Genomic DNA, 21,970 nt, shown 5'->3' on the forward strand with positions numbered 1-21,970 from the left:
GAGGATGTACACAAACAGCGATTTTGTCGTCATTAAAGCGCTCGAAGACGGGGTGAACGTCATCGGGCTGACGCGCGGCGCGGACACAAGATTTCACCATTCGGAAAAGCTTGACAAAGGCGAAGTGTTGATTGCTCAGTTCACGGAACATACGTCGGCGATCAAAGTGAGAGGAAAAGCGTATATTCAAACGCGCCACGGTGTGGTTGAATCGGAAGGGAAAAAGTAAACCAGCAAATTTCTAGCAAACTAGAGCGTTTTCGACAAAATTATGTTATAATTGAGTCCGTCATGGCGGTGCGGATATTTTTTGGGGGACAAGGGTGAGAAGAGTGAATGACATCATGGTGAAATTGTCGTCATTGAAGGAACAAATCGAACGGCTGCTTGACCATCCGTATTTGCGCGCGCATGTGCCGGCGCCGGCTGTTGATGAAGACCGGCTGCTGCTTTCGCTGTCGATGATGACTGATGCTCCGGCGGCGCCAAATGAGCCGGACCGGTGCATCATCGCCATGATGCTCATGCAAATCGCCCTTGACACCCATGATCAGGTGACAGACCGCGGCGGCGATTTGCGGACGCGGCAGCTTGTCGTTTTGGCCGGCGACTTGTACAGCGGGCTTTATTACGACTTGCTGGCGCGCTCGGGCGATGTTGCGCTCATCCGTTTGTTCGCCGAAGCGGTCCGCGAGATTAATGAGCAAAAAGTGCGGCTGTATGAAAAAAAGGTGGAGCGGATCGAGACGCTGTTCGCCGCGGTCGGCACGATCGAGTCGGCGTTGCTTGCGAAGCTTGCCGAGCGCATCGGGGCGCCGCAATGGGGGCGATTTTCCGGCCATTACTTGCTGTTGCGGCGCTTGCTGCTCGAGCAGGAAGCGTTCGTCCGCACGGGGTCATCCATGCTGTTTGAGCAAATGGCGCATATCGCCTTTCCATGGGCCAAAGGGCTGACGAAAGAACAAAGGCGGCATTTGCTTCGCCTTTGCGAGCGTTATATTGACCATTGCAAGGAAGCGCTGCTGGCGGCGAATTTGCCGATGAACGACCTGCTGCGGTTTCGCATGGCGGAACTTGCCGGCGGATTTCAAGCCATCGTCAAAAAGTCGGTGGAAGAAGGGTAGAACGATGCATCAATCGAAAGAAGAGCGAGTCCATCGCGTATTTGAAAAAATTTCTGCACATTATGACCGGATGAATTCTGTCATCAGCTTCCGCCGCCATTTGAAATGGCGCGAAGACGTCATGCGGAGGATGAATGTGCAAAAAGGGAAAAGGGCGCTCGACGTTTGCTGCGGAACGGCCGACTGGGCGATCGCGCTGGCTGAGGCGGTCGGGCCGGAGGGGGAAGTGTACGGCCTTGACTTCAGCGAAAACATGCTGAAAGTCGGCGAACAAAAGGTGAAGGCGCGCGGCCTCGGCAATGTCAAGCTCATTCACGGCAACGCCATGCAGCTGCCGTTTCCCGACAATTCGTTCGATTATGTGACGATAGGCTTTGGCTTGCGCAACGTTCCTGATTATATGACGGTGCTTAAGGAAATGCACCGCGTCACCAAGCCGGGCGGCATGACCGTCTGTCTGGAAACGTCGCAGCCGACGCTGTTTGGCTTCCGCCAGCTTTACTATTTTTATTTTCGGTTTATTATGCCGCTGTTTGGCAAGCTGTTGGCGAAAAGTTACGAAGAATACTCGTGGCTGCAGGAGTCGACGCGCGAATTTCCAGGGCGGGACGAGCTGGCTGAGATGTTCCGCGAAGCCGGTTTCGTTGATGTCGAGGTCAAACCGTACACGTTCGGTGTAGCGGCCATGCATTTAGGCTATAAACGATGAGTCAAGGTGAACACCATGAAGTTAAAGGCGATGTATTCGTTTTTAAGCGATGATTTGGCGGCGGTCGAAGAGGAGCTGGAGCGGACGGTCCGATCCGAATACGGGCCGCTCGGGGAAGCGGCGCTCCATTTATTGCAAGCGGGCGGAAAGCGAATCCGTCCCGTTTTTGTCTTGCTGTCCGCCCGCTTTGGCCATTATGATTTCGAACGGATTAAACATGTAGCCGTAGCGCTCGAACTCATCCATATGGCATCGCTCGTTCACGATGATGTCATCGATGACGCCGACGTGCGGCGCGGGCGACCGACGATCAAGGCGAGATGGAGCAACCGCTTTGCCATGTATACAGGCGATTACCTCTTCGCCCGTTCGCTTGAGCGGATGGCGGAGCTTGAGAGTCCCCGCGCTCATCAAGTGTTGGCGAAAACGATCGTTGAAGTGTGCCGCGGGGAAATCGAGCAGATCAAGGATAAATACCGATTTGATCAGCCGCTTCGCACGTACTTGCGGCGCATCCGCCGAAAAACGGCGCTATTGATCGCCGCCAGCTGCCAGCTTGGCGCCTTTGCCGCTGGCGCCCCGGAAGCCGTGGCCAATCGGCTGTATTGGTTCGGCCATTACGTCGGCATGTCGTTTCAAATTACCGATGACATTCTCGATTTCACCAGCACGGAAGAGCAGCTCGGCAAGCCGGCTGGAAGCGATTTGCAGCAAGGAAACGTCACTCTCCCGGTGCTGTATGCCCTTTGTGATGAACAGGTGCGGGCAAAAATTACGGCCGTCAACGCGGACACGGATGCCGAGGAGATGGCGGCGGTGCTAGCGGCCATTAAACAGACAGACGCCATCGAACGATCGTATGCGCTAAGCGATCGCTATTTGGAAAAGGCGCTCGGCCTGCTTGGCGAGCTGCCGGCCAACGAAGCGCGCACGCTGCTTCATGATCTCGCTCTCTACATCGGAAAAAGGGATTATTAGCGCTTTCAAGGACGCTGTTGCCAACGACGGAAAACAATGATACTATGATGGGTGGGAATCCGTTTCCCAGTACATACGACAGTAGAGGTGGAGAGCGAATGGCAGAACGGACATTTGTGATGGTGAAACCGGACGGGGTTCAGCGCAATTTGATCGGCGAGATTGTCGCCCGTTTTGAAAAAAAAGGCTTCCAGCTTGTCGGCGCGAAACTGATGCAAGTGTCGCGCGAACTCGCCGAGCAACATTACGCGGAACATAAAGAGCGCCCGTTTTTCGGCGAGCTCGTCGACTTTATCACTTCGGGGCCGGTGTTTGCGATGGTGTGGGAAGGCGAAAACGTGATCGCCGCCGCCCGGCAAATGATGGGGAAAACGAATCCGCAGGAGGCTGCTCCTGGCACGATTCGCGGCGATTTCGGCCTCACAGTCGGCAAAAACGTCATTCACGGCTCCGACTCGCCGCAAAGCGCCGAACGCGAAATCAACTTGTTCTTCAAAGAAGAAGAACTCGTCAGCTATTCCAAACAAATCAATGCATGGCTGTACTGATGCGAAGACCGGCCGCGACTCGGCCGGTTTTTGCCGTTTTTGTACATTGACAGGGGAGAGGAACAGGCGACGATGGACGATTATGCGCAGTTCATTGCCAAAGTGAAGCGAAAAACAGGCATTGACTTATCGCTATATAAGGAAGCCCAGATGAGGCGGCGTTTGGCGTCGTTGTACATGAAAAAAGGGCTAAAGAGCTTTGCCGAGCTGTTTGCAGCGATGGAAAAAGAGCCGGCGCTATGGCATGAATGTTTGGACCGGATGACGATCAACGTCTCGGAGTTTTACCGCAACGCCAAGCGTTGGGAAGTGCTTGAGGGCGTGATTTTGCCGCGGCTTTTGGCGGAAAACCCGCGCCCGAACGTATGGAGCGCCGCCTGCTCGACGGGCGAGGAGCCGTATACGCTTGCGATGGTGCTCGCAAAACGGCTGCCGCTTCACCGGGTGTCCGTATTGGCGACCGATATTGACGACAATGCGCTCGCCCGCGCGCGCCTCGGTTTGTACAGCGAACGGTCGCTCGTGGAGCTGCCCGAGGAAATGAGAAAAAAGTTTTTTACGAAAGACGGCGAGTATTATAAAATAGACGAAAAGATCAAACAGACAGTCAAGTTTCAAAAGCACAACTTGCTCGCGGATCCGTTTCCGCGCAACATCGATTTGATCGTCTGCCGCAACGTGCTCATTTATTTTACCGAAGAGGCGAAGCGGATGCTGTATGGCAAATTTCACGACGCGCTTCGGCCGGGCGGCGTGTTGTTTGTCGGCAGCACCGAGCAGATTTTCAATCCCGGCTTGTACGGCTTTGAAGTCGAGGAGACGTTCTTTTACCGGAAGAAGTAGCCGGCTTCTTTTTTTGCAGAAACTATTTTCATTTTTCAAATTTATGATATATTTTTACTTAAACGCGTTAAAGAACTGAAGGGAGAGACAAATATGCGGTATTTGACAGCAGGGGAATCGCACGGGCCGCAATTGACGGCCATTTTGGAAGGAGTGCCGGCCGGGCTTGAGCTGTGCGCCGAGCATATCAATACAGAGCTGGCGCGCCGGCAAAAAGGATATGGACGCGGCCGGCGCATGCAGATCGAAAAAGATGAGGTAAAAATCGTCGGCGGCGTCCGGCACGGGAAAACGCTCGGCTCGCCGATTGCGCTCGTGGTTGAAAACCGTGATTTTACACATTGGCGAACGATTATGGCGGTCGAGCCGATCGAGGACGAAGCGGAAGTAAAACGGAAAGTGACGCGTCCGCGCCCAGGGCATGCCGATTTAAACGGCGCCCTGAAATACGGACATCGCGATATGCGCAACGTGCTGGAGCGCTCGTCGGCGCGTGAAACGACGGTGCGCGTGGCGGCTGGAGCGGTGGCGAAACGCATTTTGGAGGAGGTCGGCATCCGCGTCGCCGGGCATGTCATCGAAATCGGCGGCGTGCGCGCAAAGAAGCTCGATTATCGTTCGCTTGAAGAATTGCAGGCAGTGACGGAAGAATCGCCGGTGCGCTGCTTTGACCCGGAGGCGGGGCAAAAAATGATGGAAGCGATCGATTGGGCGAAGAAAAACGGTGATTCGATCGGCGGCATCGTTGAGGTGATCGTTGAAGGCGTTCCGGCCGGAGTCGGCAGCTACGTCCATTACGACCGAAAGCTTGATGCGAAAATCGCGGCCGCGATCGTCAGCATCAACGCGTTTAAAGGCGTTGAATTCGGGATCGGCTTTGAGGCGGCGCGCCGCCCGGGAAGCGAAGTGCACGATGAAATCATTTGGAGCCCAGAACAAGGCTTTTCGCGCCGGACGAACCGGGCGGGCGGCTTTGAAGGCGGGGTGACGACCGGGATGCCGATCGTCGTGCGCGGAGTGATGAAGCCGATCCCGACGCTGTACAAGCCGCTTCAAAGCGTGGATATCGAGACGAAAGAGCCGTTTGCGGCAAGCATTGAGCGATCGGACAGCTGCGCCGTGCCGGCGGCGAGCGTCGTCGCTGAGGCCGTTGTCGCCTGGGAAGTGGCGGCGGCGATCGTTGAGCAGTTTGGGCAGGATCGGATGGACTTGATTAAGGAAAATGTCGAGCGCGCCCGCCGTTATGCAAAGGAGTTTTGACGATGATCGAACGGACGATTGAAACGGCGACAAAGCGTTATCCGCTTCTGTTGGGCGACGGAGCGGCCCACGAGCTGCCAAGCTTGCTTCGGTCGCTCGCCTGCCCGCCGGGGACGAAGCTTTTCATCATCACCGACGATACAGTAGCGCCTCTTTATTTGGACGAGGTGCGCGCGACGCTCGCCGCCGCTGAGTATGATGTGTACGCCTACGTCATTCCAAGCGGGGAGGCGGCCAAGTCATTTGATCATTATTACGCTTGCCAGACAGCGGCATTGCAGTGCGGCCTCGACCGCCGCTCGGTCATCATTGCGCTTGGCGGCGGCGTTGTCGGCGATTTGGCTGGGTTTGTCGCCGCCACCTATATGCGCGGCATCCGTTACATTCAAATGCCGACGACACTCTTGGCCCATGACAGCGCCGTCGGCGGCAAAGTCGCCATCAACCATCCGCTCGGCAAAAATATGATCGGCGCCTTCCACCAGCCGGAAGCAGTTGTGTATGACACCTCCTTTTTGCGCACGCTGCCCGAGCGCGAGCTTCGGTCCGGGTTTGCCGAAGTGATCAAACATGCGCTGATCCGCGACCGCCGCTTTTACGACTGGCTGCGCGCGGAAATCAAGACGCTCGCCGACTTGCGCGGCGAGAAACTCGCCTATTGCATTGAAAAGGGCATTGACATTAAGGCGTCCGTCGTGCGTGAGGATGAAAAAGAAACCGGGGTGCGCGCCCATTTGAATTTCGGCCATACGCTCGGCCATGCGCTGGAAAGCGAGTTAGGCTACGGCGCGCTCACTCACGGGGAGGCGGTTGCGGTTGGCATGCTGTTTGCCGTCTTTGTCAGCGAACGGTTTTACGGCCGGTCGTTCGCTGAGCATCGATTGGCCGACTGGTTCGCCGGATACGGCTTCCCGGTGTCGCTGCCGACAACGGTTCAGACGCGCCGCCTGCTTGAGAAGATGAAAGGCGACAAAAAAGCGTACGCCGGAACAGTGCGGATGGTGCTTCTCTGTGAGATCGGCGACGTGGAAGTGGTGGAACTCGAAGACGACAACCTGCTCACGTGGCTGGACGAGTTTGCCAGACAGGGGGGGAAAGGATGATTCGCGGCATTCGCGGAGCGATTACAGTGGATCGAAATGACGCCGAGGAAATCGTGGCGGCAACTGAAACGTTGCTTCGTGAAATGATCCGCGCAAACGATGTCGCCGCTGCCGATGTGTCGTTTGTGCTCATTTCCGTCACCGACGACATCACCGCCGCGTTTCCGGCGCAGGCGCTGCGCCGTTTGGACGGCTGGACATATGTGCCGGTCATGTGCACGAGGGAAATTCCGGTGCCCGGTTCATTGCCGCGCTGCATTCGCGTCATGATGACGGTGGCGACTGAGAAACAGCAAGAAGAGATCTGCCACGTGTATTTAAAAGGGGCGGTCGTGTTGCGCCCGGATTTGTCGTTGACAAAAAAAACAGAAATGTAATATAGTTAAAATAACCTCTTTGCCCCCTGAGACATCGGGGGGCGTTAGAAGTGGAGCGAGAGTGGAGAGCGAGCGTAGGGTAGATGAGAATGAGCGAGTTTAGCTGAGGTGAGCGTTTTTTCATTCGCCGACATCTGCCCAAAGACGGTCGTCTTTGGGCGTTTTATTTTCCCTCTCTTTTTTCGCCTCATAAACCCTCATTCTCCGCCCGCTGATCATGAAGGGAGGAGAAGTGATGTCTGCTGATGGGCTGGCCGCTTTTTTGACGGAAGCGAACGAATTTCGAACCATCCCGATTGTGCGCAAATTTGTAGCCGATGTCATTGAGCCGCTCGGCGTGTTTGCCAATTTGCGCGAGGAAGCCGTGTTTTTGCTTGAAAGCAAGGATGACGAATCGCCGTGGGCGCGCTATTCGTTCATCGGTGTGGCGCCGTTTTTGACGCTGGAGAGCGAAACCGGCGAAACGTTTTCGGTGAAGGACGAAAACGGGAACGAACAAATCACCGCACCGACGCTGAAAGAAGCGTTTCAATGGGTCGAGCGGACGCTTGCCGTCAAGCCGCTTGCCGAGACGGTGCCGTTTACAGGCGGTGCAGTTGGGTTTTTAGGCTACGATTTCATTTCCGCCATCGAAAAAGTGCCGCGCCACAAAAACCGCGATGTGCCTATGAAGACGGCCTATTTCGTGTTTTGTGAATCGCTGTTTGCGTTTGACCAAAAAAAGCGTGAGTTGCTCGTCATTCACTATATTCGGTTGAGCGGCAACGAAACGGAGGAAGAGAAAATCGAAGCGTACCGCGCGGCCGAACGGCGCATGGCCGATCTCGCGGCGAAAGCGGCCCGCCCTCAAGCCGAGCAGCCGCTCTTGCCGGCGGAAAGCGAATCGGGGCGGACCGCCTCGTTTGCCAAAGCGGTGTCCAACTATGACAAAAAACAGTTTTTGCGCGATGTGGAGGCCGTGAAACGGTACATCGCGGCCGGCGATGTGTTTCAAGCGGTTCTGTCGCAGCGCTTCTGCGTGCCGGTTCAAGCCGGAGGCTTTGCCATTTATCGTCTGCTCCGATACATCAACCCGTCGCCGTACATGTTTTATTTCCAGCTTGACGGTGTGGAAATTGTCGGCAGTTCGCCGGAAAAACTGATTCAAGTGCACCGTCGGCGCGTTGAAATCGATCCGATTGCCGGCACACGGCGGCGCGGCCGATCGCCGGAGGAAGACGAGAGGCTGGCTGATGAGCTGTACCACGACCCGAAAGAACGGGCTGAGCATTATATGCTTGTCGATTTGGCGCGCAACGACATCGGCCGGGTCGCCAAGTACGGAACGGTCGAGGTGCCGGTGTTGCTTCAGATCGGCAAGTTTTCACACGTGATGCACTTAATTTCCAAAGTCGTCGGTGAACTGGACGACAACGTCCACCCGATCGATGCACTCCTTGCCGCCTTTCCGGCTGGAACGGTGAGCGGGGCGCCGAAAGTGCGGGCGATGCAAATTTTGCAGGAACTCGAGCCGACAGCGAGGGGGCTGTATGCCGGAGCGATTGCCTATATCGGGTTTGATGGCAACATCGATTCGTGCATCGCCATCCGGACAGCGGTCGTGAAAGACGGCTATGCCTATGTGCAAGCCGGCGCCGGCATTGTCGCCGACTCCGTTCCGGAACTGGAGTGGAAAGAGACGCGCAATAAGGCGAGCGCCTTGATGAATGCGATTGAACAAGCGGAACGACTATTTGCTAAAGGGGAGAGGGCCGTATGTTGAAGCAGCTGCTTTCGAAATGTGCGGAAGGGAAAGCGTTGACGGAAGACGAAGCGTATGCGGCGATGAATATCATCATGTCCGGCGAGGCGACGGACAGTCAAATCGCAAGTCTGTTGTCCATGCTCCGCCTGCGCGGAGAGACAGTCGATGAGCTCGTCGGATTTGTGCGGGCGATGCGCGACCGGATGACTGCCATTGAGGCTAGTGATGATGTCATCGATACGTGCGGCACGGGCGGCGATGGGGCGGCGACATTCAACGTTTCCACCGCCGCGGCGATCGTCATTTCATCGCTTGGCGTCAAAGTCGCCAAGCACGGCAACCGCGCTGTTTCGTCAAAAAGCGGCAGCGCTGATGTGCTCGAGCGGCTCGGCATCGACATTCAAACGTCGCCGTCGGCCGCCAAACAGGCGTTGGAAACGAAAGGGCTGGCGTTTTTGTTCGCCCCGCTCTATCACGCGGCGATGAAACACGCCGCCGGGCCGCGGAAGGAAATCGGTTTCCGCACCGTTTTCAACTTGATCGGCCCGCTCGCCAATCCGGCGCGCTGCAAGCGGCAAGTCGTCGGCGTCTATTCGACCTGCTACGCTGAGAAATTGGCGGAGGCGATGCGCCGCCTCGGCTCGGAACATGTGTTGTTTGTCACCGGGCGCGATGGGCTTGATGAATGCAGCATCGCTGCAGAAACGGATGTCGTGGAGTTGAAAGACGGTGCGATCCGCCGCTTTGTCATCGCACCAGAAGACGCCGGCTTGCCGCGCGGCGAGCTTGCCGATGTGCAAGTGCGCGATCCGGAAGAGAGCGCCGCGCTTCTTGAGGCGGTGATGGCGGGAACAGCGCCGGAGAGCGCCATCAATATCGTTGCGCTGAACGCCGGCGCCGCCCTGTATGCCGCCGGCAAATCCAAAACGATTGCCGAAGGAGTGGCGATGGCGAAAGAGGCCATTTTGTCCAAAACCGCATACGAACAACTGCAACGCCTGCGGGCGAAGGAAGTGGTTCATGATGCTTGAGCAAATTTTAGCAGCCAAACGGGAAGAAGTGGAAACGTTGACGCTGCCGGCGCCATTGCCAGAGCGAAAGCGCCGGCCATTTGCGGCGGCGCTCCGTCGGCCGCGGCGGATGCTTGGCTTGATCGCTGAAGTGAAAAAAGCATCGCCGTCAAAAGGCATCATTCGCCCGGATTTTGACCCGGTGGCCATCGCGAAAGCATATGAGCGCGCCGGTGCCGACGCGATCAGCGTGCTGACGGATGAACGGTATTTCCAAGGGCATCGCCGCTATTTGCGAGCGGTGAAAGAAGCGGTTAACGTTCCCGTGCTGCGCAAAGATTTCATCATCGATCGGCGGCAAGTCGAGGAAAGCGTCCGACTCGGGGCGGATGCGATTTTATTGATCGGCGAGGCGCTCCCGCCGGAAACGCTCGAGGAGCTCTATCATGAAGCGTACAGCTTGGGGCTCGAATGTCTGGTCGAGGTGCATGCGAAAGAGACGCTCGAGCGGATTTTCGATCGGTTTACGCCGGAGATCGTCGGCATCAACAACCGCGACTTGCATACCTTTGTGACAACACTTGAGGCGACCAAAACGCTCGCTCCGCTCATCCCGCCATCGTGCGTCATCGTCAGCGAAAGCGGGATCGGTTCCTTCAATGATGTGAAGACGGTCAAATCGTACGGAGCGCAGGCCATGCTCGTCGGCGAGTCGCTCATGCGCCAAGATGATGTGGAGCGAGCGGTCTACCGGCTGTTTGGGGAGGAAGATGGGGATGATTCGAATTAAATATTGCGGCAACCGTTCGGCTGAAGACGTGCAGGCCGCTATCGCGAGCGGGGCTGATTACCTCGGCTTTATTTTCGCCGAAAGCAGGCGGAACGTCTCTCCGAGTGAAGTGCAGCAATGGCTTGAGCCCCATAAGCTTGGCGCAAAGCAGCTTGTCGGCGTCTTTGTCAACGCCCCCGTTAGGCGGATCGCCGCTGTCGCCGCCGAGCTGCCGCTTCATGTCATCCAATGCCACGGCCGTGAAACGCCGGCGGAGCTGGCGGCGGTGAAAGAGGCGGTGCCGCTTTCCGTCTGGAAGGCGATCCACCATGGCGACGGTGCGCTTGCGGCGATGAGGCAGTACGCTGGCATTGCCGATGGCTACGTCGTTGACAGCCGCGCCGCCGGCGCCTGGGGGGGGACGGGCGTCGCTTTTGATTGGGAGGCGGTGCCGCACTATTTGGAAGAGGCGGCCCGCCAAGGCGTGCCGTGCTTCATCGCCGGCGGCATCACTCCGGACAATATCGAGCGGCTGCTTGTCTACCGCCCGGATGGCATCGATATCAGCAGCGGCATTGAAACGGACGGACGCAAAGATCCAACGAAGATGAAACAAATCGAAGAAAAAATAAAACATCACGGGTGTCGATGATCCGTTATGTACGAAAAAACAGAGAATGATATGGCTGAACACAATTTTCTGCCTCTTCCCTCGAACAAGAACGCCGGCGGGCGAATGACATTTGCCCGCAAAGCGTTCATTGTTCGAGGAGGGCATGCGGCAGCATGCCCGGTCGGCAAGCGAACCGCTTGCCGACTACGGCAGAAAAGCTCGGACTAGAGCCTTCTCAACAGACTTTTTATTGGTTCATCAACACGCCTGATAAAAAAATAACAAAACGAAGGGCCAAAAGACGGCGCTGACGCTCGGACGATGAACAAACGCAGGCACTTTGAAGAAATGCGGCTCTTCGTCTTTCAACTTTTATGAAGAAGAAGGTGGGGTTAGATGATGGAACGCGTTCCGAATGAATACGGCCGGTTTGGCGATTTCGGCGGCAAGTTTGTCCCTGAGACGCTCATGCTTCCGCTTGAGGAAATCGAAGCGGAGCTTGACAAAGCGCTTGCCGATGAATCGTTCAAACAAGAATACATCCGCATTTTGCAGCATTACTCCGGTCGCCCGACCCCGCTCACGTTCGCGCCGAATTTGACACGGCAAGTCGGCGGCGCGAAAATTTATTTAAAGCGCGAAGATTTAAACCATACGGGCGCCCATAAAATCAACAACGCGATCGGCCAGGCGCTTTTGGCAAAACGGATGGGCAAGAAAAAGCTGATCGCTGAAACCGGAGCCGGCCAGCACGGCGTCGCCGCGGCGACGGTGGCCGCCCATTTCGGCATGGATTGCATCGTTTTTATGGGCGAAGAAGACATCAAGCGGCAGGAGCTGAACGTGTTTCGCATGAAGCTGTTGGGCGCCGAAGTCGTGCCGGTGTCAAGCGGCAACCGAACGTTGAAAGATGCGACGAACGAAGCAATTCGCTATTGGGTCGCCCACTGCGACGACCATTTTTACATGATCGGCTCGGTCGTCGGTCCGCATCCGTACCCGAAAATGGTGCGCGAGTTTCAGCGCGTGATTGGCGATGAAGCGAAAGAACAGTTTCTCGCCCGTGAAGGGAAGCTGCCGGATGTCATCGTTGCCTGCGTCGGCGGCGGCAGCAACGCCATCGGCATGTTTTACCCGTTTTTGCAAGATGACGTCCGCCTCGTCGGCGTCGAGGCGGCCGGCAAAGGGATCGACACTCCGCACCATGCGGCGACAATCACAAAAGGGACGAAAGGGGTCATACACGGGGCGATGACCTACCTGTTGCAAGACGAGTACGGACAAATTCTCGAACCGTATTCGATCTCAGCCGGCCTTGATTACCCCGGCGTCGGCCCGGAACATGCGTATTTGGCGAGCATTGGCCGCGTCCGCTACGAAAGCGCGACCGATGACGAGGCCGTCGCTGCGTTTCAATTGTTGGCGCAAACGGAAGGCATCATTCCGGCCATCGAGTCGGCCCATGCGGTGGCGAAAGCCGTCGAGCTCGCCCGCGAGATGCCGCCGGATGAAACGGTGCTCATTTGCCTGTCCGGCCGCGGAGATAAAGATGTGCAAACGATGATGCGCCATCTTGGTGCGAGGGAAGGTGAAGACATTGCCACTGTCCGTTAATCCGCCGCTATTTATCCCGTTTATCGTTGCCGGTGATCCGGCTCCCGATGTGACGATCGATCTCGCCTTGGCGCTTGAGGAGGCCGGCGCTGACATATTGGAGCTTGGCGTGCCGTACTCCGACCCGCTCGCTGACGGACCGACGATTCAACGCGCCGCCGCAAGGGCGCTTGACGGGGGCATGACGCTGCCGAAAGCCATTCAGCTTATTGGCGAGATGCGAAAAAAAGGGGTAAACATTCCGATTATTCTCTTTACGTATTACAATCCTGTGTTACAATTAGGAGAAGAATCCTTTTTTGCTTTAGCGCGGGAAAATGGCGCCGACGGCGTGCTCATTCCCGATTTGCCGTTTGAGGAAAGCGGTCCGCTCCGCGAACTTGGCGAACGGTTTGGTCTCCCGCTCATTTCGCTTGTTGCGCCGACGTCGAAGCAGCGGATCGAGCGGATCGCTTCGGCGGCGCAAGGGTTTTTGTATTGCGTCTCCTCGCTAGGCGTTACAGGCGTGCGTGAGACGCTGCCGGAGACGCTCGGCGATTTCCTCCGCGAAGTGAAGCGGCATAGCCGCGTCCCGGTCGCCGTCGGCTTTGGCATTTCGGCGCCGGAGCAAGTCGCGATGTTGAAAGAGGTGTGCGACGGCGTTGTCGTCGGCAGCGCGCTCGTGCAAAAAGTCGAGCAGCTGGCTCCGAGGTTGCAGGCGCCGGACGAAAGGGAAGCGGCCGTCGCCGAGTTTGCTGCCTACGCCCGTTCGCTTGCCGCGCCGCTTCGGGAGCCGTGTTCTTCGCGCTAAAAGTTCCGAATTGAAGGAGTTGGCGACAATCATGCAAGTAAAGGAATCGCTCCGGGGTCTTTCTCCGTACCAGCCGGGAAAATCGATCGAAGAAGTCAAACGGCAATATGGCTTGCCTGAGATTATTAAACTTGCTTCTAACGAGAATCCGTACGGTTCGTCGCCATCGGCAAAAGCGGCCATCGCCGCTGAGCTTGACCGCCTCGCCGTCTATCCGGACGGCTGCGCCCGCACGTTGCGCGAAAAGGTGGCGAAGCATCTTGGCGTCAAGGAAACACAGCTTCTGTTTGGCAACGGTTCGGATGAGGTGGTGCAAATTCTTTGCCGCGCCTTTTTAGAGCCGGGGGCGAATACAGTGATGGCGGCGCCGACATTCCCGCAATACCGGCACAATGCCATCATCGAGCGGGCCGAGGTGCGCGAAGTGCCGCTTGTTGATGGGCGTCATGATTTGGAGGCGATGCTTGCGGCGATCGATGAAAACACGCGCATCGTCTGGATTTGCAATCCGAACAACCCGACGGGCACGTATGTGAATGACATCGAGCTGCGCGCCTTTTTGGATCGCGTGCCGCCGCACGTGCTCGTCGTCGTGGACGAAGCGTACTACGAATATGCGACGGCGCCCGACTACCCGCAAACGGTGCCGCTTTTAAACGAGTACGAGCAGCTTGTCGTCATGCGCACGTTCTCGAAAGCATACGGGCTCGCTGCGCTCCGCGTCGGCTACGGCGTGGCGAGTGAGACGCTCATCCGCGCCGTCGAGCCGGCGCGCGAGCCGTTTAACACGTCGACCATCGCCCAAGCGGCCGCGGCGGCCGCACTTGACGATCAAGCGTTCATCCGCGCCTGCGTCGAACGAAATCGCGCCGAGCTTGAGCGGTATTATCGCTTTTGCGAGGAGAACGGCCTGAAGTATTACCCGTCGCAGACAAACTTTTTGTTCATTGATTTCGGGTTGGATGGCGACGAAGTGTTCCGCTATTTGCTGGAGCGCGGCGTCATTGTCCGCTCGGGCCAAGCGCTTGGGCTGCCGACCGGCGTGCGTGTGACTGTTGGCACGAAAGAGCAAAACGACCGGGTGTTGGAACTCGTTTCGCAACTGCTTCGGGAAAAACAGCTCGCCTGACCGTTCAGCGGCGGGATGGATAGAAAAGATCGGCCCGTTGCTTTTCGAAAGCAGCGGGCGCACGTTTACATAAAGTAGGTGGGACGATTGGAAGGAAAAGTGTTCATTGTCGGCCTCGGCTTGATCGGCGGATCGATTGCATTGGCGATTAAAAAAGCGCATCCGGAGGCGATGATCATCGGCTACGACGTCAATGAGCGGCAGCTCGGCTTGGCGCGTTCGCTCAAGGTGATCGACGAAGCCGCCCGTTCGCCCGAAGACGGATACGGACAGGCGGATTTGATCGTTCTGGCCGTTCCGGTCATGCAGACGGAGGCGCTGCTTTCATCGATGCCGCTCGAGCGGTTGAAGCGCGGCGTTATCGTTACCGATGTCGGCAGCACGAAGCAGCGCATCGTCCAAGGCGCCCGCCGCCTGTTGGATCACGGCGTAGCGTTCATCGGCGGCCATCCGATGGCCGGGTCGCATAAAAGCGGTGTGGCGGCGGCAAGGGCTCATCTGTTTGAAAACGCCTTTTACATTTTGACGCCGACGGACGATGTGCCGCCGCAGCAAGTCGAGGCGTTGAAACAGTGGCTTGCGGGAACGAAAGCGCAGTTTGTCATCTTAACGCCGGAAGAACATGACCGCATCACTGGCGTAATCAGCCATTTTCCGCATTTGATTGCGGCGAGCCTCGTTCATCAGGCGCGCGAATACGAGTGCGAAAACGCCCTCGTCAGCCGGCTGGCGGCCGGCGGCTTCCGCGACATCACCCGCATCGCGTCGAGCAATCCGGAAATGTGGCGCGATATTTTTATCCATAACAAGCATGAACTGCTTGCGCTCTTTGACCGCTGGATCGCCGAAATGGAGCGGCTGCGTTCGTTTGTCGAAGAAGAAAACAGCATCGCTATTTACCATTACTTTTTGGAGGCGAAACAGTTTCGCGACGGGCTGCCGTCGAGAACGAAAGGAGCGATTCCGTCGTTTTACGATTTGTATGTCGACGTGCCGGATTATCCGGGCGTCATCTCCGAAGTGACCGGCTATTTGGCCGAAGAAAACATCAGCATCACGAACATCCGCATCATTGAGACGCGCGAAGAAATTTACGGCGTGCTCCGCCTCAGCTTCCAAAGCGAAGACGATCGGGCGCGGGCGAAAGCGTGCCTCGCCAAACATACGAACTATGCCACCTATGAAGGGTAGCAAGGAAAAACAATGGAGGGATTTTGCATGCAGTTGCCAACCAACGTGTCGTCGCTCCGAGGAATGATCGAAGTCCCTGGCGACAAATCGATTTCCCATCGCGCCGTCATGCTCGGGGCGCTTGCTTCTGGACGGACGGTGATTGACCATTTTTTGCCTGGGGCGGACTGTTTAAGCACGATCGACTGTTTCCGGAAACTCGGCGTTGACATTCGCCAGGACGGGACGACAGTCGTTGTCGAAGGAGCCGGCCCCGGCGGGCTGCGCGAGCCGGCTGCGGTGCTTGATGTCGGCAACTCGGGAACGACGGCGCGCCTGTTGCTCGGCATTTTGGCCGGCCAGCCGTTTCACGCCTGCCTTGTCGGCGATGAATCGATCGCCAAGCGACCGATGGGGCGGGTGACGAAACCGCTTCGCGAAATGGGAGCGCGTATTGACGGGCGTGAGGGCGGCAATTATACGCCGCTTTCCATCCGCGGCGGCGCGCTTCGCCCGCTTCGCTACACTTCGCCGGTGGCGAGCGCGCAAGTAAAATCGGCCATTTTGCTCGCCGGCTTATTCGCTGACGGTGTGACGTCTGTTGCTGAGCCGCACCGCTCGCGCGATCATACCGAGCGGATGGTTCGGTTGTTTGGCGGTGAAGTGAATGTGGATGGCTTGACCGTCTCGGTGGCCGGTCCGCAACGCTTGCGCGGGACGCACATTTACGTTCCCGGCGATATTTCGTCAGCCGCCTTTTTCCTTGTCGCCGGCGCCATTGTGCCGAACAGCGAAATTACGCTGAAAAACGTCGGCTTAAATCCAACGCGGACCGGCATCATCGATGTGCTTACACAAATGGGGGCGGATATTGCGATTGACAACGTCCGCAACGAGGAAACCGAGCCGGTCGGTGATATTACGGTCCGCACGTCGACGCTTCGGGCGGTCGAAATCGGCGGGGATCTGATTCCAAGATTGATCGACGAAATTCCGATCATTGCCTTGCTCGCGACGCAGGCGGAAGGAACGACCGTCATCAAAGACGCGAGCGAACTGAAGGTGAAAGAGACGAATCGGATCCATACGGTCGTCACCGAGTTGAAAAAACTCGGCGCTGACATCGAAGCAACCGACGACGGCATGATGATCCGCGGCAAAACGCCGCTTTATGCCGACGGGATTGTTGTCGACAGCCATGGCGACCACCGCATCGGCATGATGCTCGCCGTTGCTGCCTGCATCGCCAAAGGGACGGTCCGCCTCGAGCGTTCGGAAGCGGTCGCCGTTTCCTATCCGGCGTTTTTTGCCGACCTCCGTTCGCTACTGTAAAAGGCCTCCCGCCCCAAGCGGGCGGGCGGTCATATTTTGCGTTGTTCGTTCATATATTGTCAGTGAGAGGAAGGGCTCCGTATTTTTTGAAAGCGGATACATTTCCTGTTTCTGGATGAAAAAACGACGCACCTTCCAGACGGCGAGCGGTTTGGTTGCGGAAACGGCCATGATCGATTATCATCATTCATGTTCCCATTGTAACAGTACATAACGATTTGAATGGCAAAGGCGGATGGCCGCCTGCCGCAAGAGAGGGCTGACGAAACGATGACACGCGTCGAACAAATCATTCGCTTAGTGGAAAACGGAAACGTCGACCAAGCGTTGGCGCTCGTGCCGAAAGTGAAAAAATATGGAAGTGATGAAGAAAAATACGCGCTTGCCGACTGCTTGTACGGATGGGGAATGCCGGAAGAGGCGAAGGAGCTGCTTGAGGAGCTGGCTGCCCGCTATCCGGATGACGGCGACATTCGCCTGTTTTTGGCGGAAGTGTATACGGAGCTTGAAGCCGAAGAGGAAGCGCTCGCCATTTTGTCGGAGATCGACGAAGACGATCCGCAGTTTGTCCGCGCGTGCCTTCTTGCCGCCGATTTGTACGAAATGCAAGGGCTGGCGGAAGTGAGCGAGCGGAAGCTGCGTCAAGCGTACGAGAAAGTTCCAGATGAGCCGATCGTGCAGTTTGCGTTGGCTGAGTTGTATTTTTCGCACGGGGAATACTCAAAAAGCGTGCCGCTTTATGAACAGGTGCGGAAGACGAATAAGGAGATGGCCGGCGTCTTGATCACTGAGCGGATCGCTGAGGCGCTCAGCCGTTCCGGGGAATTCGAGGCGGCGCTTCCGTATTATGAGGAGGCGCTCAATGAAAAAATGGACAGTCGGACGCTGTTCGCCTACGGATTCACCGCGTTGCAGGCCGGCTATACACAAACGGCCATCGATAAGCTCAGCGCTTTAAAAGAGCTCGATCCGGACTACACTCCGCTTTACCTTTATTTGGCGAAAGCGTATGAACAAGAAGGACGGCTCGTGCAAAGCTATGAGACGGCGCTTGAGGGCATCGGCGTCGACGAATGGAACAAAGAGCTCCGCCTTTACGCAGGCAAGCTGGCGCTCAAGCTGAACAAGCCGGAGGAGGCAGAGGAACATTTGAAAAAAGCGCTTGAGATCGATGGCGGGTACATCGAGGCGCTCACGGTTTTATCGGCGCTTTGGCTAAACGAACAGCGCTATGAGGATGTCGTCGCGCTTCTTGAGCAGGCGATGGCCGATGGCGAGTACGATCCGCAGTTTGAATGGGACCTTGGGCGCGCCAAACATCGGCTTGAGATGTACGACGATGCATTAAATCATTACGGCGAGGCATATAATTTCTTTAAGCACAATGTCGAGTTCCTCGAAGAGTACGGATATTTTCTCATCGAGGAAGGAAATCGGGCGGCGGCGAAAGAAATATTTCAACAGATCGTCCGTCTCGACCCAACCCATACGGAGGCGGCGGAGATGCTGCTTGAGCTCGAAGAGTAGGGGAGAAGCGGTGGCCCAACCTCTTTCTTGGAAACCGATCGAGGGGGAAGCGCACAATGACGCACGTATCCGTCAATGAGAAAAAAGAGTTTATCCGTTGGTTTTTAAGCCACTATCAGTTGAAGCGGCGCGAGTGTGTCTGGATTTTAAACTATTTGATGAGCCATGACCAGCTCATGCAAAAGGTGCATTTTGTCGAGAATGCCCAATATTGCCCGCGCGGCATCATTATGTCGACTCACTGCGTCGACGATGTGCCGTTCCGTTTTTACAAAGGCAATGTGATGACAACCGATGCAGAGAAATCGTTCCATGACATCCGTTTAAACCGCGACGAAGATATTTACATTCAACTGAATTTCCGCGCTTCTTTTCACTCGCCACAATATGTCGCTGTGCTTGAGGAAAACCCGTATGCGCCGAAGCAGGCGCAAGTGAGCGAAAACGACCAGCGCCTCGCCGAGCAGTTTTTGGAACGCTCCATTTACGAGTTCCGGCGCGGGCGGCTCATGAAGCTGATCGATGAGGCGCTTGACCGCCATGATGAAGAGGCGTTCCGCCGCCTGACCGATGAATTAAACAAATTGTAAAAACCTTGCCGCCGGCAAGGTTTTTCTTTTGCCGAAAAATATGGTATGGTGATGAAGGGAAGAAACTTTGAGGAAAAGGAGAGTACGAATGAAGTGGACAGGCGAGGACGTCGCCCTCTATGAACGAGAGCGCGACTACATCGACACGGCGCTCCTTCCGCTTTTGCCGGTGGCTTTCGGCCAAGGAGCGAAGCGGCTCGCTTCCGGCGGGGAGCTTGTCGGGCTCATCGCGGCCGAGGTCGAGCGGCAGCTGAAGGGCCGGTTGTTTTTGATGCCGTCGTTTGTGTATTTTGCCGATGAGCCGCGGGCGCTGCTTACCGAAAGGCTGGCGGATTGGACCAACCGGCTTAAGCGGGAAGGAATGAAGCATCTGTTTTATGTGACGTGCGACCGTGCGTGGCAAGAGGGCGAAGAAGCTGACCGCGTTTGGTTCGTTCCGGTTGTTCCGCTCGAGAGCATGGGTGAATCGTACAAGCACGAGCTTGTCAGAGAGCAGGCCGCCGAGCTGCTCCGCTTTCTCATCGGTCGATGGGCGCAAGAGTAGACGCGGCAAAGTCCGACGTTTTGCCGCCTGCGATATTGACCTTGTCCAGCAATTGAGCTATCATTAGAATGTCCTAGTTTTCCATATGTGTTATACATACAATCGTCCGGTGCGGACTTGACTTTGCATAGAGGGGGGAAGACGATGAGCGACAACAAACATCGTGTAACGAGACGTCAGTTTTTAAACTACACGCTGACCGGCGTCGGCGGCTTTATGGCAGCAGGGATGCTCATGCCGATGCTCCGCTTTGCCTTTGACCCGATCTTGAGAGAGACGGCGGGCACAGAGATGGTCGCGGTAGCAGACGTCAAAGAGATTACGACCGAACCGAAGCGCTTCGACTTTAAAGTGAAGGTGAAAGACGCTTGGTACGAGTCGGAAGAGCCAAAATCAGCATGGGTGTATAAAACGGACAAAGGGGAGATCATCGCCCTGTCGCCGATCTGCAAACACCTTGGCTGTACGGTCGACTGGAACACGGACAAAGAGCATCCGAACCAGTTTTTCTGCCCATGCCACTATGGGCGCTATGAGAAGGACGGCACGAACGTTCCGGGGACGCCGCCGCAAGCGCCGCTTGACCGTTACGAGTACAAAGTGAAAGACGGAAAGCTGTATTTAGGCAAGGCGAAACCAAGAAAGGAGGCGTAATGCGTGTTAAACAAGCTGTATGACTGGGTCGATGAACGCTTAGATATTACGCCTTTATGGCGGGATATCGCCGATCACGAAGTTCCGGAGCACGTCAACCCCGCCCATCACTTTTCCGCCTTTGTCTATTGTTTCGGCGGGCTGACGTTTTTTGTCACGGTCATTCAAATTTTGTCGGGCATGTTTTTGACGATGTACTACGTCCCGGATATTAAAAACGCGTGGGAATCGGTGTATTACTTGCAAAACGAAGTGGCGTTCGGCCAAATTGTGCGCGGCATGCACCATTGGGGGGCGAGCTTGGTCATCGTCATGATGTTTTTACATACGCTGCGCGTCTTTTTCCAAGGGGCTTATAAAAAGCCGCGCGAAATGAACTGGATCGTCGGCGTATTGATCTTTATGGTGATGATGGGTCTTGGCTTCACCGGCTACTTGTTGCCGTGGGATATGAAAGCGCTGTTTGCGACGAAAGTTGGTTTGCAAATCGCGGAAGCGACGCCGCTCATTGGCCCGGCCATTAAGACGCTGTTAGCTGGGGACCCGGAAATTGTCGGCGCGCAAACGTTGACGCGCTTTTTTGCCATTCACGTCTTCTTCTTGCCGGCCGCTTTGCTCGGCTTAATGGCAGCGCACTTTTTAATGATTCGCAGACAAGGCATTTCCGGTCCGCTATGATCGGTCGGCCCGCGTTTAGAGGCGATAGAAAAAAGGAGGGAACCACGCAATGCATCGCGGAAAAGGAATGAAATTCGTCGGCGATTCCCGTGTTCCCGCGGTGAGAAAACCGAATATTCCAAAGGACTATTCGGAATATCCCGGGAAAACGGAAGTGTTTTGGCCGAACTTCCTGCTCAAGGAATGGTTGGTCGGATCGGTCTTTCTCGTCGGTTTCTTATGCTTGACGGTCGCCCATCCGTCGCCGCTTGAGCGGATCGCCGACCCGACGGACACGACGTACGTGCCGCTGCCTGACTGGTATTTCTTGTTCTTATACCAATTGCTCAAATATTCGTATGCGTCTGGTCCGTATACGGTCGTCGGCGCGATCATCATCCCGGGGTTGGCGTTCGGCGCGCTCTTATTGGCGCCGTTTTTGGACCGCGGCCCAGAGCGCCGTCCTTGGAAGCGTCCGGTCGCGACCGGGATGATGCTGTTGGCGCTTGCGGCGATGATTTATTTGACATGGGAAGCGGTCGTCACACACGACTGGAAAAAAGCGGCTGAACAAGGGAAAATTCGGGCGGAAGTGAAAATTGACACGAACGCGGAAGGCTATAAAATCGCCCAAGCGAACACATGTACATCGTGCCACGGACAAAACTTGTCCGGCGGTGCTGGTCCGTCGCTCATCGGCACCGGCTTGAAACCGGAAGAAATCGCGAAAATCGCGAGAGAAGGGAAAGGCAACATGCCGCCCGGCGTCTTTAAGGGCACGGATGAAGAGTTGAAAAAACTGTCCGAATTCATCGCTGGACTGAAAGCGGAATAATCGTTTCGACACGAAAAAGCTGACTCGCGTTAGTCAGCTTTTTTCGTGCC

Annotated in this window: 24 protein-coding genes; all 24 read left to right on the plus strand. The window is 56.3% G+C overall.

Annotated elements, in window-relative coordinates; genetic code table 11:
* Positions 1 to 4: 4 nt before the first annotated feature.
* The 24 genes from mtrB to ABS784_RS05700 all read left to right on the plus strand — a co-directional run bounded on the left by mtrB (position 5) and on the right by ABS784_RS05700 (position 21,920).
* Entirely contained in the window at positions 5 to 229 is a 225-nt protein-coding gene (gene mtrB / locus ABS784_RS05585) for a trp RNA-binding attenuation protein MtrB (RefSeq protein ID WP_011231698.1), read from the plus strand.
* A 115-nt stretch (positions 230 to 344) separates the two neighbouring features.
* A complete protein-coding gene (locus ABS784_RS05590; protein ID WP_031206406.1) occupies positions 345 to 1,124 on the plus strand; it encodes a heptaprenyl diphosphate synthase component 1 in 780 nt (259 codons plus the stop codon).
* Positions 1,125 to 1,128: 4 nt separating this feature from the next.
* On the plus strand, positions 1,129 to 1,833 hold the full coding sequence (gene menG / locus ABS784_RS05595) for a demethylmenaquinone methyltransferase (RefSeq protein WP_352511730.1): 705 nt from the start codon (positions 1,129 to 1,131) through the stop codon (positions 1,831 to 1,833).
* A gap of 15 nt (positions 1,834 to 1,848) precedes the next feature.
* Entirely contained in the window at positions 1,849 to 2,811 is a 963-nt protein-coding gene (gene hepT, locus ABS784_RS05600) for a heptaprenyl diphosphate synthase component II (protein WP_352511732.1), read from the plus strand.
* Between the two features lie 98 nt (positions 2,812 to 2,909).
* Positions 2,910 to 3,359 (plus strand): nucleoside-diphosphate kinase, encoded by a 450-nt coding sequence (gene ndk / locus ABS784_RS05605; RefSeq protein WP_066229112.1) that lies wholly within the window; start codon positions 2,910 to 2,912, stop codon positions 3,357 to 3,359.
* Positions 3,360 to 3,431: 72 nt separating this feature from the next.
* Positions 3,432 to 4,202: a CheR family methyltransferase gene (locus ABS784_RS05610; protein ID WP_352511734.1), complete on the plus strand. Its 771-nt coding sequence runs from the start codon at positions 3,432 to 3,434 to the stop codon at positions 4,200 to 4,202.
* Positions 4,203 to 4,295: 93 nt separating this feature from the next.
* A complete protein-coding gene (gene aroC, locus ABS784_RS05615; protein WP_352511736.1) occupies positions 4,296 to 5,462 on the plus strand; it encodes a chorismate synthase in 1,167 nt (388 codons plus the stop codon).
* 2 nt (positions 5,463 to 5,464) lie between these two features.
* On the plus strand, positions 5,465 to 6,565 hold the full coding sequence (aroB, locus tag ABS784_RS05620) for a 3-dehydroquinate synthase (RefSeq protein ID WP_352511737.1): 1,101 nt from the start codon (positions 5,465 to 5,467) through the stop codon (positions 6,563 to 6,565).
* Positions 6,562 to 6,942 (plus strand): chorismate mutase, encoded by a 381-nt coding sequence (gene aroH / locus ABS784_RS05625; RefSeq protein WP_015375269.1) that lies wholly within the window; start codon positions 6,562 to 6,564, stop codon positions 6,940 to 6,942. Before aroB ends, aroH begins: the two co-directional genes overlap by 4 nt.
* A gap of 235 nt (positions 6,943 to 7,177) precedes the next feature.
* Positions 7,178 to 8,704, plus strand: a complete 1,527-nt coding sequence (trpE, locus tag ABS784_RS05630) for an anthranilate synthase component I (protein ID WP_011231689.1) — start codon at positions 7,178 to 7,180, stop codon at positions 8,702 to 8,704.
* Positions 8,698 to 9,717, plus strand: a complete 1,020-nt coding sequence (gene trpD / locus ABS784_RS05635; RefSeq protein WP_352511741.1) for an anthranilate phosphoribosyltransferase — start codon at positions 8,698 to 8,700, stop codon at positions 9,715 to 9,717. Before trpE ends, trpD begins: the two co-directional genes overlap by 7 nt.
* Positions 9,710 to 10,486 carry an indole-3-glycerol phosphate synthase TrpC gene (trpC, locus tag ABS784_RS05640; RefSeq protein WP_033005824.1) on the plus strand — a complete coding sequence of 259 codons (777 nt, stop codon included), beginning with the start codon at positions 9,710 to 9,712 and terminating at the stop codon, positions 10,484 to 10,486. Before trpD ends, trpC begins: the two co-directional genes overlap by 8 nt.
* Positions 10,473 to 11,117, plus strand: a complete 645-nt coding sequence (locus ABS784_RS05645) for a phosphoribosylanthranilate isomerase (protein WP_011231686.1) — start codon at positions 10,473 to 10,475, stop codon at positions 11,115 to 11,117. The genes trpC and ABS784_RS05645 overlap by 14 nt, the downstream gene beginning before the upstream one ends.
* A gap of 360 nt (positions 11,118 to 11,477) precedes the next feature.
* Entirely contained in the window at positions 11,478 to 12,692 is a 1,215-nt protein-coding gene (gene trpB / locus ABS784_RS05650) for a tryptophan synthase subunit beta (RefSeq protein ID WP_013524128.1), read from the plus strand.
* On the plus strand, positions 12,676 to 13,482 hold the full coding sequence (gene trpA / locus ABS784_RS05655) for a tryptophan synthase subunit alpha (protein WP_023634341.1): 807 nt from the start codon (positions 12,676 to 12,678) through the stop codon (positions 13,480 to 13,482). Before trpB ends, trpA begins: the two co-directional genes overlap by 17 nt.
* Positions 13,483 to 13,513: 31 nt before the next feature.
* Entirely contained in the window at positions 13,514 to 14,611 is a 1,098-nt protein-coding gene (gene hisC / locus ABS784_RS05660; RefSeq protein ID WP_069304383.1) for a histidinol-phosphate transaminase, read from the plus strand.
* Positions 14,612 to 14,698: 87 nt separating this feature from the next.
* Positions 14,699 to 15,802 (plus strand): prephenate dehydrogenase, encoded by a 1,104-nt coding sequence (locus ABS784_RS05665; protein ID WP_025039235.1) that lies wholly within the window; start codon positions 14,699 to 14,701, stop codon positions 15,800 to 15,802.
* A 27-nt stretch (positions 15,803 to 15,829) separates the two neighbouring features.
* Positions 15,830 to 17,113, plus strand: coding sequence for a 3-phosphoshikimate 1-carboxyvinyltransferase (gene aroA, locus ABS784_RS05670; protein ID WP_011231681.1), 1,284 nt, complete (start codon positions 15,830 to 15,832; stop codon positions 17,111 to 17,113).
* Positions 17,114 to 17,383: 270 nt separating this feature from the next.
* Entirely contained in the window at positions 17,384 to 18,640 is a 1,257-nt protein-coding gene (locus ABS784_RS05675; protein WP_352511745.1) for a tetratricopeptide repeat protein, read from the plus strand.
* A 56-nt stretch (positions 18,641 to 18,696) separates the two neighbouring features.
* Positions 18,697 to 19,230, plus strand: a complete 534-nt coding sequence (locus tag ABS784_RS05680; RefSeq protein ID WP_013144907.1) for a ReoY family proteolytic degradation factor — start codon at positions 18,697 to 18,699, stop codon at positions 19,228 to 19,230.
* A gap of 88 nt (positions 19,231 to 19,318) precedes the next feature.
* Positions 19,319 to 19,774 carry a YpiF family protein gene (locus ABS784_RS05685; protein WP_011231678.1) on the plus strand — a complete coding sequence of 152 codons (456 nt, stop codon included), beginning with the start codon at positions 19,319 to 19,321 and terminating at the stop codon, positions 19,772 to 19,774.
* Between the two features lie 144 nt (positions 19,775 to 19,918).
* Positions 19,919 to 20,428, plus strand: coding sequence for a Rieske (2Fe-2S) protein (locus ABS784_RS05690; protein WP_352511748.1), 510 nt, complete (start codon positions 19,919 to 19,921; stop codon positions 20,426 to 20,428).
* 3 nt (positions 20,429 to 20,431) lie between these two features.
* Positions 20,432 to 21,106, plus strand: a complete 675-nt coding sequence (qcrB, locus tag ABS784_RS05695; protein WP_011231676.1) for a menaquinol-cytochrome c reductase cytochrome b subunit — start codon at positions 20,432 to 20,434, stop codon at positions 21,104 to 21,106.
* A gap of 49 nt (positions 21,107 to 21,155) precedes the next feature.
* Positions 21,156 to 21,920, plus strand: coding sequence for a menaquinol-cytochrome c reductase cytochrome b/c subunit (locus ABS784_RS05700; RefSeq protein WP_011231675.1), 765 nt, complete (start codon positions 21,156 to 21,158; stop codon positions 21,918 to 21,920).
* The last annotated feature ends 50 nt before the right edge of the window (positions 21,921 to 21,970 follow it).

The organism is Geobacillus sp. G4, assembly GCF_040327975.1.
GTDB lineage: Bacteria > Bacillota > Bacilli > Bacillales > Anoxybacillaceae > Geobacillus > Geobacillus thermoleovorans.

Excerpts from the sequence above, each read along its gene's own strand:
- menG (WP_352511730.1), top strand. The coding sequence starts at position 1,129 with ATGCATCAATCGAAAGAAGAGCGAGTCCATCGCGTATTTGAAAAAATT.
- ABS784_RS05690 (WP_352511748.1), top strand. The coding sequence starts at position 19,919 with ATGAGCGACAACAAACATCGTGTAACGAGACGTCAGTTTTTAAACTAC.
- ABS784_RS05590 (WP_031206406.1), top strand. The coding sequence starts at position 345 with ATGGTGAAATTGTCGTCATTGAAGGAACAAATCGAACGGCTGCTTGAC.
- aroC (WP_352511736.1), top strand. The coding sequence starts at position 4,296 with ATGCGGTATTTGACAGCAGGGGAATCGCACGGGCCGCAATTGACGGCC.
- ndk (WP_066229112.1), top strand. The coding sequence starts at position 2,910 with ATGGCAGAACGGACATTTGTGATGGTGAAACCGGACGGGGTTCAGCGC.
- hepT (WP_352511732.1), top strand. The coding sequence starts at position 1,849 with ATGAAGTTAAAGGCGATGTATTCGTTTTTAAGCGATGATTTGGCGGCG.
- ABS784_RS05700 (WP_011231675.1), top strand. The coding sequence starts at position 21,156 with ATGCATCGCGGAAAAGGAATGAAATTCGTCGGCGATTCCCGTGTTCCC.
- aroB (WP_352511737.1), top strand. The coding sequence starts at position 5,465 with ATGATCGAACGGACGATTGAAACGGCGACAAAGCGTTATCCGCTTCTG.
- trpE (WP_011231689.1), top strand. The coding sequence starts at position 7,178 with ATGTCTGCTGATGGGCTGGCCGCTTTTTTGACGGAAGCGAACGAATTT.
- ABS784_RS05645 (WP_011231686.1), top strand. The coding sequence starts at position 10,473 with ATGATTCGAATTAAATATTGCGGCAACCGTTCGGCTGAAGACGTGCAG.
- trpD (WP_352511741.1), top strand. The coding sequence starts at position 8,698 with ATGTTGAAGCAGCTGCTTTCGAAATGTGCGGAAGGGAAAGCGTTGACG.
- ABS784_RS05685 (WP_011231678.1), top strand. The coding sequence starts at position 19,319 with ATGAAGTGGACAGGCGAGGACGTCGCCCTCTATGAACGAGAGCGCGAC.
- ABS784_RS05680 (WP_013144907.1), top strand. The coding sequence starts at position 18,697 with ATGACGCACGTATCCGTCAATGAGAAAAAAGAGTTTATCCGTTGGTTT.
- trpB (WP_013524128.1), top strand. The coding sequence starts at position 11,478 with ATGGAACGCGTTCCGAATGAATACGGCCGGTTTGGCGATTTCGGCGGC.
- ABS784_RS05675 (WP_352511745.1), top strand. The coding sequence starts at position 17,384 with ATGACACGCGTCGAACAAATCATTCGCTTAGTGGAAAACGGAAACGTC.
- trpC (WP_033005824.1), top strand. The coding sequence starts at position 9,710 with ATGCTTGAGCAAATTTTAGCAGCCAAACGGGAAGAAGTGGAAACGTTG.
- hisC (WP_069304383.1), top strand. The coding sequence starts at position 13,514 with ATGCAAGTAAAGGAATCGCTCCGGGGTCTTTCTCCGTACCAGCCGGGA.
- ABS784_RS05610 (WP_352511734.1), top strand. The coding sequence starts at position 3,432 with ATGGACGATTATGCGCAGTTCATTGCCAAAGTGAAGCGAAAAACAGGC.
- aroA (WP_011231681.1), top strand. The coding sequence starts at position 15,830 with ATGCAGTTGCCAACCAACGTGTCGTCGCTCCGAGGAATGATCGAAGTC.
- aroH (WP_015375269.1), top strand. The coding sequence starts at position 6,562 with ATGATTCGCGGCATTCGCGGAGCGATTACAGTGGATCGAAATGACGCC.
- mtrB (WP_011231698.1), top strand. The coding sequence starts at position 5 with ATGTACACAAACAGCGATTTTGTCGTCATTAAAGCGCTCGAAGACGGG.